Genomic DNA, 15183 nt, shown 5'->3' with positions numbered 1-15183 from the left:
AAAAGAAATGAACCTAAATATATATTTTAGAAAAAGTGTATACCTAATGCTAGCTTTAGCATTAGGAACACTAAGCAGTTGCAGCGAAGAAGTTAATGAGAATCCTCTTGTAGCTACGAATGTTGATGCTTCGTTTACAATAACACCAGTTGCAGGTGCTATGAATACTTACCTTTTAACGGCACAGCCTAAAGGAGTTATTTCTTCAAAATGGGATACTGGTGACGGTGCTAGTCCAGGAAAAATGAATCAAGTAATTTCTTTACCTGATGCAGGAACTTATACGGTTACACATACAGCTATTGGAGCTGGAGCAGCAATGGCAACTTCTTCTCAGCAGATTATAGTAGCACAAACAGATCCTGCAAAAGGAAACTTAGTGCAAGGCGGAACTTTTGCTACAGCCGCAGATCAAGCTAAATGGACTAGTGTACAATTAAGCCCATCTGGTGCTGCTTTTTGGTCTTTTGCTAACAACAGTGCTACAATTCATTCGCCTGGCGGATGGGCTCAAGAAGGTATCTACCAAGCAATCGAAGTCGTAAAAGATAGAGAATATACTATAGATATGGCAGTTTCTTGTCCTAGTGGTTCTGATGAAACTTGGTTTGAAGTTTACGCTGGTAAATCATTGCCTCAACCTGGAGTAGAATATAAAGACAATAAAGTAATGGGTCTAAGTACTTGGGATGGTTGCGCAAAAGAGAAATTTTCAGGAAAATTATCCGCAATTGGATGTGTGAAAAACGATGTAACAGGTACAGTTTCAAATGTTGTAAAATTCAATGAAAGCGGAAAAATCTACTTATTGATTCGTTCTGGAGGTAATACTTTCACTAAAGACGGAATTACAGTTACAAAAATTGAGTTTAGAGGAAAATAAAAAGTTAAGTTAAGTTTAAGTTTAAGTTTAAGTTTGGTTGTAAATAGCCCATAATCATTATGAGTATGGGCTATTTTTTAAATCCTTCAAAGGGTAGAACTCGATTTTTGATTTCTTCTAAACTTCAATTTAATAACACACAATATTTGGAAGCGAATGAAAAAAAATAGCCTAAAAATTATATGCCTTTTGTTTTCTGCTGCAGCTTTTGCACAACAGCCAAAAACAAAAAAAGAGTTTACAACCAACGGAAAAAAAATAACCGTTTATACTACCGCAGAGAATTCTAAGTTGCGATTAACTACAACAGATAATTTGACTTTTTCTGCTGCAAAACAACCTCTAGAAACAGAAACTTCTGTTTTTGTACAGCCAGCTAAAAAATTTCAGACTTTTATGGGAATCGGAGGTGCTATTACAGATGCTAGCGCCGAAATATTTGCTAAACTTTCAAAAGAAAAACAAGCAGAATTTTTAAATGCCTACTACGATCAGCAAAAAGGAATCGGCTATTCTTTGCTAAGAACAACAATTCAAAGTTCTGATTTTAGCAGTGGAAGCTATTCTTATATCGAAGAAGGTGACAAAGATTTGAAGACTTTTTCTATTGATCATGATAGACAGTATCGTATTCCTTTAATCAAACAAGCCATTCAGAAAGCGGGAGGAAAATTGACAACATACGTTGCGCCTTGGTCTCCAAATGCTTTTATGAAAAGCAATAAGAATGTTTTGAAAGGGGGGACTTTACTTCCAGAATACTACCAGACTTGGGCTAATTTTTATGTGAAATTTATTAAAGCTTATGAAAAGGAAGGAATCCCAATTTGGGGAACTTCTACACAAAATGAGCCAATGGCGGTGCAGACTTGGGAATCTTGTATTTACACAGCTGAAGCGGAAAGAGACTTTATCAAAAATTACCTTGGGCCAACTTTGAAAAAAGAGAACCTTGGCAATAAAAAAATAATCGTTTGGGATCATAACCGCGATTTAATGAACTATCGTGCAAACGTAATTTACTCAGATCCAGAAGCATCAAAATATGTTTGGGGAATGGGATTTCACTGGTACGAAACTTGGTCGGGCGGTGCGCCGATGTTTGATAATGTTGGAAAAGTAAATGAAGCTTATCCAGATAAAAAATTGATGTTTACTGAAGGTTGTATCGAAAAATTTGACGCATCGAAATATCAATTTTGGGGTAATGCAGAACGTTACGGAATCAATATGATAAATGATTTTAATAATGGAACAGTAGCTTGGACAGACTGGAATATTCTTTTAGACCAGTTTGGAGGACCTAATCATGTTGGAAATTTCTGTTTTGCACCAATCCATGCAGATACTACAACAGGAGAATTAATCTACACACCATCTTATTATTATATCGGACACTTTTCAAAATTCATCCGTTTAGATGCAGTTAGAGTAAGTACTGCAGTAAGCAAAAGTGCTTTATTAAGCACCTCTTTTTTAAATGCTGACGGAACAATGGCAACAATTGTCATGAACCAATCGGCAAACGACCTTACCTACAATTTGATTATTGGAGATAAAAAGGCAGAAGTAAAAATTCCGCCACACGCTATACAAACACTTGTTTATTAATATTTTGTAGTAAAGTAATGAAGAGGACTAATTTGAATCATCCATCTTAGTCTTCTCTTGCTTTTAATTTTAAAACGATTATTTAAGCAACATGAAAGTTACCTCTCAAATATTTTTATCAGCCTTTGTCTTAATTCAATTAAGCGGTTTTAGCTCAAAAATAACAGCTCAAAAAAACAGCAAAATAAAGGTTTATACTACTGCCGAAAACACCAATTTGAAATTGACTTTATCAAATGATTTAATTTCAAAAAACAACACTACACAACAAAAAACACCAACAGTATCTATTCGAGTAGATACTGAAAAAACAGACCAGACCTTCCTCGGAATCGGGGGCGCAATTACAGATGCAAGTGCAGAAGTTTTCGCAAAATTATCACCCAAAAAACAGCAGGAATTCTTAACTGCTTATTACGATAAAAACAAAGGTATTGGTTATACTTTGGCAAGAACAAACATTCACAGCTGTGATTTCAGCAGTGACAGCTATACATATGTTTCTGAAGGAGACAAAGAACTAAAGACTTTTAATATAAACCACGATCGCAAATATAGAATTCCATTAATTAAAAAAGCAATTGAAACAGCCGGCGGGAAACTAACCTTATTTGTCAGCCCTTGGAGTCCCCCAGCTTTCATGAAAGACAATAACGATATTTTGCACGGCGGCGTTTTGTTGCCAGAATTTGCTCCAGCTTGGGCATTGTATTATGCTAAGTTTATAAAAGAATACGAAAAAGAAGGAATCCCAATCTGGGGGTTAACGGTTCAGAACGAACCAATGGCGAAACAAAGCTGGGAATCTTGCATTTACACTCCAGAAGCAGAAAGAGATTTTCTTAAAAATCATCTTGGTCCAACTTTAGAAAAAGAAGGACTGGGTTCTAAAAACGTTATTATTTGGGATCATAATAGGGGAGATATGTTGGAAAAAAGAGCCAATCTAGTTTTCTCAGATCCAGAAGTTTCCAAATATGCTTGGGGAATTGGATTTCACTGGTATGAAACTTGGAACGGAGGCCCGCCTCAATTTGAATCTGTAGCGAAAGTTCATGAAGAATTTCCAAATAAAAATCTCCTTTTTACCGAAGGATGTATTGAGAAATTTGATGCCACAAAATATCAGTTTTGGGGAAATGCAGAACGCTACGGAACCAATATGATTCATGATTTTAATAACGGAACAGTTGGTTGGACAGACTGGAATATTCTTTTAGACCAGAACGGAGGTCCAAATCATGTTGGTAATTTCTGTTTTGCGCCAATCCATGCTGATACCACAAAAGATGAATTAATTTATACGCCAATGTATTATTATATTGGACATTTCTCAAAATTCATTAGACCAAATGCAAAAAGAGTACTTGAAAACGTAAACGACAAATCGTTGTTAAGTACTTCTTTTAAAAATTCTGACGGAAAATTGATAACTATCGTAATGAATCAATCTGAAAAAGAGATTATTTATTCTTTAGAAAATCAAAAAGAAAAAACAACAATTACAATTCCGGCACACGCTATACAGACAATTGTATATTAATTGTCAGCTAACTAAATAACCACGAAATATGAAATTTAATCTAAAGAACACCATAAAAGCGTTTTTATTTATGGCAGCAGTAATGGCTCAAGTAAAATGCTCTTCTTCAAGCGATCCGGTAGAAAATCTGCCAGTAGATCCGCCAGTAGTAAACCCTCCAGTAGTGGTAACAAACGATGTTGATTTTTGGCTTACAAAAGGCAATCAAAGTGTTATATTGGCAAAACAATCAGGGACATTAGGATTTAGTACAACAGCAAATGGGTATGCTAATATTGAAGTGAATGCTGCTCAAAAATACCAGACTATCGATGGTTTCGGATATACTTTGACAGGAGGAAGCGTAGATGTTATAAACCAATTAAATGGGGCTAAGAGAACTGCTCTTTTGCAGGAATTATTCGGGAATGGAGAAAGCTCAATTGGAGTGAGTTATATCAGAATCAGTATCGGAGCTTCAGATTTAAATGCAACACCGTTTACTTACAACGATCTTGCAGCAGGAGAAACAGATTTAAATCTAGAGAAATTTAGTTTAGAAAAAGACAAAAATCTAATTGCCATGCTGAAAGAAATAGTGGCAATTAATCCTAAAATATTAATCTTAGCAACGCCTTGGTCTGCGCCTATTTGGATGAAAGATGTAGCAAGTTTTAAAGGCGGAAAACTGAAAACAGAATACTATGATGTTTACGCTAAATATTTTGTAAAATACATTCAACAAATGAAAGCAGAAGGAATTACAATCGATGCTGTAACTCCTCAAAACGAGCCTTTGCATGACGGGAATAACCCAAGTATGTATATGTCTGCTACTGATCAGGGGAGTTTTATTAAAAAGAGTTTAGGGCCTGCATTTAAAGCCGCAAATCTAAACGTAAAAATTATTGCCTACGATCATAATTGCGATAATCCAAATTATCCGAAAGCAATTTTGGCAGATGCAGATGCCTTTCCTTTTGTTGACGGATCGGCTTTTCATTTATATGCAGGAGATATTAGTGCACTAACGAATGTGTACAATTCTTATCCGACCAAAAACGTATATTTTACAGAACAATGGACATCTTCTGAAGGTAGTTTTGATGGTGATTTAAAATGGCATATTCGAAATGTAATTATCGGATCGATGAGAAATTACAGTAAAAATGCTTTAGAATGGAATGTGGCAAATAATGCAAATTTTGGACCTCATACAGATGGAGGATGTACAATGTGTAAAGGAGCTATCACAATAACTTCTGGCGATAGTTTTCAGCGTAATTTGGCGTATTATATTATTGCTCATGCTTCAAAATTTGTTCCAATGGGATCTACTAGAATCGAGAGCAATTCTGGTGGTAGCTTGCAAAATGTTGCCTTTATTACGCCTTCGGGTTCTAAAGTATTGATTGTAGAAAATGATGGTTCTGCAACTGAAACTTTCAATATTAAATTTAATGGAAAATGGGTAACCACTTCACTTGAAGCAGGATCTGTCGGAACGTATACTTGGAAATAAACGCATAAAATTTAAAACTCGTTTTGATCTAAAACTTTTTGTTATGAACAAAAACAAAAAGTAGAAGAAATAATATTTATCTTGATATTCAATTTATTAACTAAACCATTTAAATAATAAAAAGATGAAAATGATTAATCTCGCAAATAGAGCTGGAGTTCTTACTTTAATTCTGTTGTTTGTATTCCAATCTTGCAGCAGTAACAACGATACAACAGATACTCCTGTTGTTGTAGCTCCCGATAAAATTTCTGTACAAGTTGATGTAGTGGGCAAAACCGCCGAAATGCCAAATGGAGATGGAAGCGGAAAAATTAATTTAAAAATTGATGCTCCCAATGCAAAGTCATATAAGGTAGTGGTGAACAATGAAACAAAAGAGTTTACAACTAGCAGTTTTACATACGAATTTACGCAACCCGGAACCAAAACCTATACGATTGATGTTACAGCATTTAACGGAATAAAGTATACGAATACTTCTGCAACAGTAAATATTTTCGTGGCCAGAAAATTAATCTGGTCTGACGAATTCAATACAGATGGAGCGCCTGATAGTTCAAAATGGGGTTATGATTTAGGAACGGGAAATGGCTGGGGAAATAACGAATTACAATATTACACCAATCGTTCTGAAAATGTAAAAATCGAAGGAGGCCTTTTGAAAATTACGGCAATCAAAGAAAATTACCAAGGAAGCCAATATACTTCTACAAGAATGCTAACCAAAGGGAAATTTTCTTTTAAATACGGAAGAGCAGAGATTCGCGCAAAATTACCAGCTGGCGGCGGTACTTGGCCAGCTTTCTGGCTGCTTGGAGATAACATCGATACCGCAGGATGGCCGTTATGCGGAGAAATAGATATTTTAGAATCGGTTGGGAATAATCCAAATGTAATCCATTCGTCCTTGCATTCCCCAGGACGTTCAGGAAACACGCCAGATACTAAAACAACAACGGCTCCAAATTCGACAACCGAGTTTCATATCTATGCTGCCGAATGGAGTGCAGAAAACATCAATTTTTATGTAGATGATAATTTATTTTATAGCTACAAAAACTCTAGTACAACTCCATTTAATGATAAATTCTTTGTGATTGTAAACTTTGCAATGGGAGGAAATTTTGGAGGAACTGTCGATCCAAACTTTCAAAGAGCGACCTACGAAATTGATTATGTAAGAGTATATAATTAACATAATTTTTAAACAGATTTTTTTCTTTAAAGCCTCGTAAACACTAGCTTTACAAGATTAAAATTTTTTAACATGAAAAAGATAAACAAACTTGTTTTTGCAGTAATCCTGCTTTTAAGCGTGAACTCATTTTATGGTCAGAATTTAAAAATTATGACATATAATATCCGTCTGGATGTTGCCTCAGATGGAGAAAATGCGTGGCCAAACCGAAAAGATTATTTTACATCTCAAATTGGTTTTTACAGTCCAGACGTTTTCGGAGTTCAGGAAGCAACGCCAAACCAAGTGTTAGATATTGCATCGGCTTTGCCTAATTATAACAAATTCGGAGTAGGAAGAGAAGAAGGAGGTTTAGGTGAAGCGTGTACGATTTACTACAAAAAAGACCGTTTTAAAGTAGAGCAATCAAATACTTTCTGGTTGTCTGAAACTCCAAATGTGGTTTCAAGAGGTTGGGATGCTGCTTGCAATAGAGTTTGTACATACGGACTTTTTAAAGATCTAAAAACTAAAAAAGTATTTTGGGTTTTCAATTTGCATTTAGATCACATGGGCGAAGAAGCTAGAGTAAAAGGCGTACAGCTTGCTCTTTCTAAAATAAAGGAATTAAACACAAAAAATTATCCTGCTTTTTTAATGGGTGATTTCAATTCTGAACCAAACACAACGCAAATTGGAGAAATCAAAAAAGTGATGGATGATACCAAAGATGTTTCAATAGAAAAGCCATTCGGTCCTTCAGGAACTTTCAACGATTTCAAACACAATGAACCCGTAACATTATTATTAGACTACATTTTTATTTCAAAAAATAGTGGTCTAAAAGTTCAAAAACACGCAGTGTTAAGTGATTCCAAAGATTTAAAATATCCGTCAGATCATTTGCCTGTCTTAATAGAAATAGATTAAAAATGAAAAACATCAACAAAAAACTTCAAATCCTAGTTTTGCTGCCATTAATTGCAATGCAGTTCAACTGTGGATCTTCAACAAATACTGTAAAAAATACTGGAAAAGTTTCTTCGTGGATTACCACAACAGATGAAACTTCAAAACTTAAAAAACAACCTGAGTTAGTTTTCACTTCAGAAACAAATTCAAATCAAACCATTGAAGTAAATCCTTCAGAGAAATTTCAAACTATTGAAGGTTTTGGATTTTCATTAACTGGAGGAAGTGCGCAAGCCATTAAAAAACTAGACAAATCAAAAAGAGAAGCTTTGCTTCAGGAATTGTTTTCTAGAAAAGAAGATGCCATTGGTTTAAGTTATTTAAGAATAAGTATTGGAGCATCAGATTTGAATGAAAAAGTTTTTTCGTATGATGATATGCCAGAAGGTCAAACCGACTTAAAATTGGAACATTTCAATCTTGGTCCAGATTTAAACGATGTAATTCCGGTTTTAAAAGAGATTTTAGCTATAAATCCTAAAATCAAAATAATGGGTTCTCCGTGGTCGCCTCCAGTTTGGATGAAAGATAACGGAAGTTCAAAAGGCGGTAGTTTACAGCCAAAATACTATCAGGTTTATGCAGAATATTTTGTGAAATATATTCAGGCAATGAAATCGCACGGAATTGTAATTGATGCGATTACGCCTCAAAATGAACCTTTACACCCAGGAAATAACCCAAGTTTGCTAATGTTGGCAGAGCAACAAGCAGATTTTGTTGGGAATAATTTGGGTCCCGCTTTCGCGAAAGCAGGAATCAAAACCAAAATCATTGTTTATGATCACAACTGTAATAAACCAGAATATCCTTTGACGATTTTAAGAGATCCAAAAGCAAATCAGTTTGTAGCAGGATCAGCTTTTCACTTGTATGAAGGAGATATTAGTGCTTTATCAACTGTTCATAACGAATTTCCAAATAAGGATTTGTATTTTACAGAACAGTATACCGGAAGCGGAACTAATTTCGAAACAGATCTAAAATGGAGTGTGAAAAATGTAGTGATTGGTTCTATGAGAAATTGGAGCAAAAATGCGCTTTCTTGGGGATTAGCAAATGATGAGTTTTACAAACCTTTCACGCCAGGAGGATGTTCAACTTGTAAAGGTGCTTTGATGATTGATCAAAATCAGAATATCAAAAGAGAAGTAGGATATTATATTATCGGACAAGCTTCTAAATTTGTTCCAGAAGGTTCAGTAAGAATTGGTAGTAATATTATAGGAAATTTACACAATGTTTCTTTCATAACTCCGTTAGGACAAACAGTTTTAATTGTAGAAAATGACGGAGCTTCAGCAGAAACTTTTAATATAAAATACAACGACAAACAAACCACAACCACACTAAACGCAGGAGCAGTTGCTACTTACGTTTGGTAAACCACTTAAACTATGAAAAAAGCAACTACAATTACACTGTTTATGCTCTCGCTTTTTGCGACGGCACAGCAGCAGTCAATAGATCAGAAAGTCAATGATCTATTGAAAAAAATGACAATTGAAGAAAAAATTGGTCAGCTAAATCAGTACACTGGAGACAATCAGGCAACTGGACCAATCACAATTAATCCGAACAAGCAAAACGAAATCAAACAAGGTTTAATTGGTTCGATGCTAAATGTTATCGGAACAAAATATACCAGAGGATACCAAGAATTGGCGATGCAGTCAAGACTTAAAATTCCGTTGTTGTTTGGCCAAGACGTTATTCACGGTTACAAAATGACTTTTCCTCTTCCTCTAGCAGAAGCGGCAAGTTGGGATTTAGCAGCAATCGAATTAGGCGCAAGAGTTGCGGCAACAGAAGCAGCAGCAAGCGGAATTCATTGGACATTTGCTCCAATGGTTGATATTGGTCGTGATCCTCGTTGGGGACGTGTAATGGAAGGTGCGGGAGAAGATACTTACTTGGGTTCTAAAATTGCTTACGCAAGAGTAAAAGGTTTTCAAGGAAACAAACTTGGAGACTTAAACTCGGTTATGGCCTGCGTAAAACACTTTGCAGCTTATGGGGCCGGAGTTGGAGGAAGAGATTACAACTCTGTAGACATGAGCGAACGAATGTTGAGGGAAACCTATTTACCGCCATTTAAAGCGGCTTTAGATGCAGGAGCTGCAACATTTATGAATTCATTTAATGATATTAACGGAATTCCAGCAACTGGGAATGCACATTTACAAAGAGATATCTTAAAAGGGAAATGGAACTTTCAAGGTTTCGTAGTTTCAGACTGGGGATCAATTGGAGAAATGGTCGCACACGGTTATTCTAAAGATCTTAAAGAAGCCGCTTATTCAGCGATTACTGCAGGAAGCGACATGGATATGGAAAGTAATGCATACCGTAAGCATTTAGCAGAGTTAGTAAAAGAAGGCAGAGTTTCTATTGATTTAATTGATGATGCTGTAAAACGTATTCTTCGCAAGAAATTCGAATTAGGATTATTTGATGATCCTTACAGATACTCAGACGAAAAACGTGCTGAAAAAGCATTAAACAATCCGGAACACAGAAAAGCAGCTAGAGAAATGGCTGAAAAAAGTATCGTTTTATTAAAGAACGAAAACCAAACTTTGCCAATTTCAAAAAATGCTAAAACCATTGCATTTATTGGTCCAATGGTAAAAGAATATAAAGAAAACATGGGATTCTGGTCTGTAGAACTTCCAGAAGTTGATTACAATAAATGGATCGTTTCGCAATGGGATGGATTGCAAAATAAAGTAGGGAAAAACACCAAATTATTGTATGCAAAAGGTTGTGAAATAGAAGGAACAAACAAAGATGGTTTTGCAGAAGCGGTTGCTACGGCTAAACAAGCAGATGTTGTCATTTTGAGTATTGGTGAAAGACGCGACATGAGCGGTGAGGCAAAAAGCAGAAGCGACTTGCATTTGCCAGGAGTTCAAGAAGATTTAGTAAAAGCAGTTATGGCAACAGGAAAACCAGTTGTAGTTTTAATAAATGCTGGAAGACCTTTGGTTTTCAACTGGACTGCAGATAATGTTCCGGCAATTTTATACACTTGGTGGTTAGGAACTGAAGCTGGAAATGCTATTGCAAATGTTTTGTTTGGAGACTACAATCCGTCTGGAAAATTGCCAATGACTTTTCCAAGAGAAGTAGGGCAGATTCCAATTTACTACAATCATTTCAGCACAGGAAGACCTGCTAAAGACGAAAACGCAACGAACTATGTTTCGGCTTATATCGACTTGAAAAACTCTCCAAAATTTCCTTTTGGATATGGTTTGAGCTATACAACGTTTGATTATTCTGGTTTGAAATTATCTTCAACTAAAATAAAAAGCAATGAAACGATTAAAGTTTCTTTCCAATTGACAAATAGCGGAAAAGTAGCTGGAGAAGAAGTAGCTCAATTGTATTTGAAAGATAAATTTGGATCTGTTGTAAGACCCGTTTTAGAATTAAGAGATTTCCAGAAAGTGAAATTAAATGCAGGAGAATCTAAAACAATCGAATTTACAATTGACAAAGAGAAACTTTCTTTCTATAATGATAAAGTAGAATGGGTTGCTGAACCAGGAGATTTTGAAGTAATGATCGGAACTTCATCAGCAGATATTAAATTAAGATCTGATTTTGAATTAGTAAATTAAATAAAAAACGGGGCTTCTTTTTGAGCCCCGTTTTTTTATATCGAAATTATTTTAGTCGTTTTTTAAAACTATACTTTAGCATGTTCATTAAACCTTGTTCGATAATGTCAATTCCAACGCCATAATTACTATCGGCAATTTCATGATGTGCATTTCTAAAATCTTCAAAATCTTCACTTGGAATTTCTAAGTTGATTAACGGTTTATAATCAACAATTATTGAAGCACCATTTTTGGTTACTTTTTTACGGCTTGTAAAATCAAAATAAGGATTTGTGATCGTACTTTCCTGAATAGTATATTTTTCCTGAGTATCGATTTTTTGATCTGTCGTTAAATTAATTTCGTACTTCTCGTTATCAAAATTATGCCAAAACAAAAGATCCGTGTGCATAAAGTCTCGTGCAGCATTTTTAACCACATTGCGATCAAAATACATTAAAAAGCGATTCTTTTCGGCATCTATAAAATACGGATTTTCGACTGTAGCATTATACTGAATCGTAAATTCATTTAGCTTTTTATCATCGCTTACAAGTTCAATCGTCGCATCTTTAAAAATAGTTCTGATATCCGTTCCGTTTCGATCGTTAGAATAATTTAAAGCATAGAACAAGAAATTATTCCAGCTGTCAATGATCTCCCTTTTGTTTGTGTTTTTGAAATATTTACGCATGTAGTTGGCGCGACCTCCTTTGTAAGTCGAAACCAATTTTAGCGTTCCTATATTATTTTGAGCACTAAAATCTGCTTTTTCAGTTATTCCATAATAAGGAAATCTGTAAGGCTCCTTAATCTGCAATTCCTGATTTGGTTTTACTTCCAAATAATGCATAAAATAGATGTAGCCGCGATTTTCAATTAACCCGAATTCGTCTCTTGAAGTAGCATCAACAAAATAAGTTTCGCCTTTGTAATTGATTTTTACAATAACATGATTAAAAGTCAATAATGACGGAAGGTAATATTTAATGTAAAGATCTGAATTGAAATTAACCAAAACTACAGAAGAATCAACATTGATATAATCTAAAACCACTTTCAGTAAAACCGACTTTGCCTTGCAATCTCCCTGTTTATTTTCATACGTTACTGATGGCTCTTGCGGTTTATGGCCATTCATTTCATCCGCATTATAAATATAGTAAACATGGTTCTGCACGTAATCAATTGCAAATTGTAATTTTTCGTCTTGATCTGCAATGGCATCCAATTTTTCTACCAGTTTTGGAGCAAATTCTGTTAAAGAAGCTTTACTGTATATGTCTTCGTAAAGCGGAGAAATATAATTTGATAAGTCAACCCAGTTACGATCTGTTGCAAAATCAATAAAAGGAGCAATTTCTCGGTTTGAATCAAAAGAGTTAATATAATCTTCTTTTTCAATTACAAACTTTTCTCCTTTTTGCAAGAAATTAATTTCTGGTTCCAAAACATTTCCTTCTTCATCTCTAAAGAATGTCTTTTTATATGTGATTGCTTCTTTTCTGTCATTGATAAAAGAAAATTTGTATTTGCCATAAGCCCAATAAGTACTTGGTGTTACGTACACATACTTAAGAAATTCTTTTCGCATAAAATCACGATCAGTAAAAACCTTAGTACGCGAATCTTCTGTAATTAATACATCATAAAGACGTAAATCTTTAATCGTAATATTTACTTTTTTGTTGCTGCTTAAAATGCCGCCTTCACTCTGATTTTCACTATCTAAAACTTTAATTTTAGTATCAGGAATTTTATCAATCAAAACGCCATCTCTCAGCACGCTAATTCTGTGTATCAGATAAGTTTCATTTTCTTCTACAACAACATCTTTTACAGAAGCGTTTTCAAGATTTGAAGGCTCGTTAAGAGTATAGGCAACGCAAGCATATTCGCTGTTTTCGGTATCGCTTGTGTAGTAGATTTTATCTAAGAAGTAGCAGAAATCACGACCTTCTTCAACTTGTTTGTTTGAGAAATCGGATTCTTTTATATAGTCGATAAGTTGATCGTCATTAATTGTAGGGGCCCAGTTTTCTGGTTTTTGAATTTTGTAACTCTCTGATTCGATGATGTTTTCCATGTATTCGGTCTATAGGGGTATATTCTTACTTTTAAAACGGCTAAAATAACTAATAAATGACCATTTTCTTTCATTTTATTGTAAATTTTATAATAAAAAAACCTCACCGAAGTGAGGCTAGCATTATAAATTATAAAAATGTGTAGGTATTTATTTTAAAACGGTATTTATAAAATCCATTGCGCCAATTCCTTTGTAAGATGCATACAAAGCTTTTTCATAAGCTTCTCTTTTTGCTTTTTTGTCTTTTGCATCAGTTTCGACGATCATTTCGTTGAAAATTCTCTCCTGTTCTTCGCTATATTTTAGAGATTCTTCCAGAAGATATGTTTTCGAAACAAATCCGAATGAAGACCAGATTCTGGTTCTAATTTTTTTATTGATGCCTTTTAAAGGGTTGGTAATCATAACTTCTGCATTTAAATTTCTACGCTCACTTGAAGAAAAATGGAAACAGCTTGTATTATTTTTCTTTGAATTTGATTCTAATATTAACAATTAAAATTGTTAATGTGTTATTATGACGCAATGTACTTATTTTTTTTAAATTTGATTTTAAATTTTCGTTAAAATTGTAGTTTCAACACTTCTGTTTTAATGAAAGTTAGCGCTTTGTTTCTATAACATATTTCCATTTTATAAAAATAAAGTAAATTGCAGAGTTATTAAAAGAAGAATTTATACCAATCTGATGTTAAAAGACATTATAGATAATAACGAAAATTATCAACCAGGACTTTCTATAGACTGTGTCATTTTTGGTTTTCATGATAATCAGTTAAAAGTTTTATTGATTAAAGTGGAACGTGCCAATAAATGGTCTTTGCCCGGCGGTTTTATTCCTGTAGATCAGGATATTGATACGGCTGCAATCACGGTGCTGAATGGCAGAACAGGTGTTGATGGGGTATTTTTAAGGCAATTTGCGACCTTTGGAAAAGTAAATCGCAACCATCAGCATTTTGATAAAAAAACCTTGGAATATCTCCAAATTGAAGAAGAAAAAGGAAAATGGCTAACGCGCCGTTTTGTTACAATTGGATATTATGCTTTGGTTGATTTTTCTAAAATTCTTCCTAACCCAACAGGCAGATATGAAGTAGTGGAATGGATTGATCATAAAGAAGTTCCCGAGCTTATTTTAGATCATAAGGAAATTTTGGATAAAGCCTTAGACACTTTGCGTACAGAATTAAATTTAATGCCAGTGGGTTACAATTTATTGCCAGAGAAATTTACTATTCCAGAACTGCAAAAATTGTACGAAACAATTTTGGACAAAAAATTAGACCGACGAAATTTTTTACGTAAAATCACCAATATAGGTATCCTTAATAAATTGGACGAAAAGAAAAGTAACGTAGCGCACAAAGCTCCAAACTTATATTCTTTCGATAAAGAAAAATACGATGAGGTTCTTAAAAACGGATTGAATCAAGGATGGTGAAAAGTAAACTTTAATCTTTAAAAATGATATTATGGTTTCAATTGAAGAATTTAGAAAATTAGCAATGTCATTTCCAGATGCGACCGAAGAACCCCATTTTGAGAAAACTTCCTTTCGAATCAAAAAGAAGATTTTTGCCACTTTTGACGAAAAAAATAATCGCGCCGTTTTAAAACTAAACGAAATCGACCAATCCGTTTTTTGTGCTTCCAGCGAAAAGATTTTCTATGAGGTTCCAAACAAATGGGGAAAACAAGGCTGGACCATCGTTGAACTTTCAAGAGTAAGACCCGAAATGTTTGAAGACGCTTTAATACGTTCGTACGAAAATGTTGCTGCAAAAAAGAAGTAA

Annotated in this window: 12 protein-coding genes; 10 read left to right on the top strand and 2 right to left on the bottom strand. The window is 34.5% G+C overall.

Translation table 11 applies throughout. From position 1 onward, the window contains the following. Nucleotides 1-7 precede the first annotated feature (7 nt). The 8 genes from NCC77_RS02400 (at nt 8) to NCC77_RS02365 (ending at nt 11316) form a co-directional block, all read left to right on the top strand. Complete coding sequence (locus NCC77_RS02400; RefSeq protein ID WP_250834203.1) at nt 8-883, top strand: hypothetical protein; 876 nt, start codon at nt 8-10, stop codon at nt 881-883. A gap of 156 nt (nt 884-1039) precedes the next feature. Continuing rightward, nucleotides 1040-2494 carry a glycoside hydrolase family 30 protein gene (locus NCC77_RS02395; protein ID WP_250834202.1) on the top strand — a complete coding sequence of 485 codons (1455 nt, stop codon included), beginning with the start codon at nt 1040-1042 and terminating at the stop codon, nt 2492-2494. Nucleotides 2495-2585: 91 nt separating this feature from the next. Further along, on the top strand, nt 2586-4037 hold the full coding sequence (locus NCC77_RS02390) for a glycoside hydrolase family 30 protein (protein WP_250834201.1): 1452 nt from the start codon (nt 2586-2588) through the stop codon (nt 4035-4037). Between the two features lie 28 nt (nt 4038-4065). Then, a complete protein-coding gene (locus NCC77_RS02385) occupies nt 4066-5538 on the top strand; it encodes a glycoside hydrolase family 30 protein (protein ID WP_250834200.1) in 1473 nt (490 codons plus the stop codon). A 124-nt stretch (nt 5539-5662) separates the two neighbouring features. Next, nucleotides 5663-6736 carry a glycoside hydrolase family 16 protein gene (locus NCC77_RS02380; RefSeq protein ID WP_250834199.1) on the top strand — a complete coding sequence of 358 codons (1074 nt, stop codon included), beginning with the start codon at nt 5663-5665 and terminating at the stop codon, nt 6734-6736. A 72-nt stretch (nt 6737-6808) separates the two neighbouring features. Further along, complete coding sequence (locus NCC77_RS02375) at nt 6809-7648, top strand: endonuclease/exonuclease/phosphatase family protein (RefSeq protein WP_250834198.1); 840 nt, start codon at nt 6809-6811, stop codon at nt 7646-7648. A 2-nt stretch (nt 7649-7650) separates the two neighbouring features. Then, on the top strand, nt 7651-9075 hold the full coding sequence (locus NCC77_RS02370; protein WP_250834197.1) for a glycoside hydrolase family 30 protein: 1425 nt from the start codon (nt 7651-7653) through the stop codon (nt 9073-9075). A gap of 12 nt (nt 9076-9087) precedes the next feature. Beyond that, nucleotides 9088-11316: a glycoside hydrolase family 3 N-terminal domain-containing protein gene (locus NCC77_RS02365; protein WP_250834196.1), complete on the top strand. Its 2229-nt coding sequence runs from the start codon at nt 9088-9090 to the stop codon at nt 11314-11316. Between the two features lie 46 nt (nt 11317-11362). Here the strand turns inward: NCC77_RS02365 and NCC77_RS02360 are convergent, their stop codons facing one another. Both NCC77_RS02360 and NCC77_RS02355 read right to left on the bottom strand, forming a co-directional pair. Continuing rightward, nucleotides 11363-13384 carry a hypothetical protein gene (locus tag NCC77_RS02360; RefSeq protein WP_250834195.1) on the bottom strand — a complete coding sequence of 674 codons (2022 nt, stop codon included), beginning with the start codon at nt 13382-13384 and terminating at the stop codon, nt 11363-11365. A 150-nt stretch (nt 13385-13534) separates the two neighbouring features. After that, the gene (locus NCC77_RS02355) at nt 13535-13792 is read right to left on the bottom strand and encodes a hypothetical protein (protein WP_250834194.1); all 258 of its coding nucleotides are present in this window, start codon (nt 13790-13792) and stop codon (nt 13535-13537) included. 283 nt (nt 13793-14075) lie between these two features. On the opposite strand from NCC77_RS02355, the gene NCC77_RS02350 reads away from it, so the two are divergent. Next, nucleotides 14076-14831: an NUDIX hydrolase gene (locus NCC77_RS02350; RefSeq protein WP_250834193.1), complete on the top strand. Its 756-nt coding sequence runs from the start codon at nt 14076-14078 to the stop codon at nt 14829-14831. 31 nt (nt 14832-14862) lie between these two features. Beyond that, nucleotides 14863-15183 (top strand): MmcQ/YjbR family DNA-binding protein, encoded by a 321-nt coding sequence (locus NCC77_RS02345; RefSeq protein ID WP_250834192.1) that lies wholly within the window; start codon nt 14863-14865, stop codon nt 15181-15183.

Source organism: Flavobacterium tyrosinilyticum, from assembly GCF_023656565.1.
Classification (GTDB): domain Bacteria; phylum Bacteroidota; class Bacteroidia; order Flavobacteriales; family Flavobacteriaceae; genus Flavobacterium; species Flavobacterium tyrosinilyticum.
This window is presented reverse-complemented; position numbering and strand designations above follow the sequence as displayed.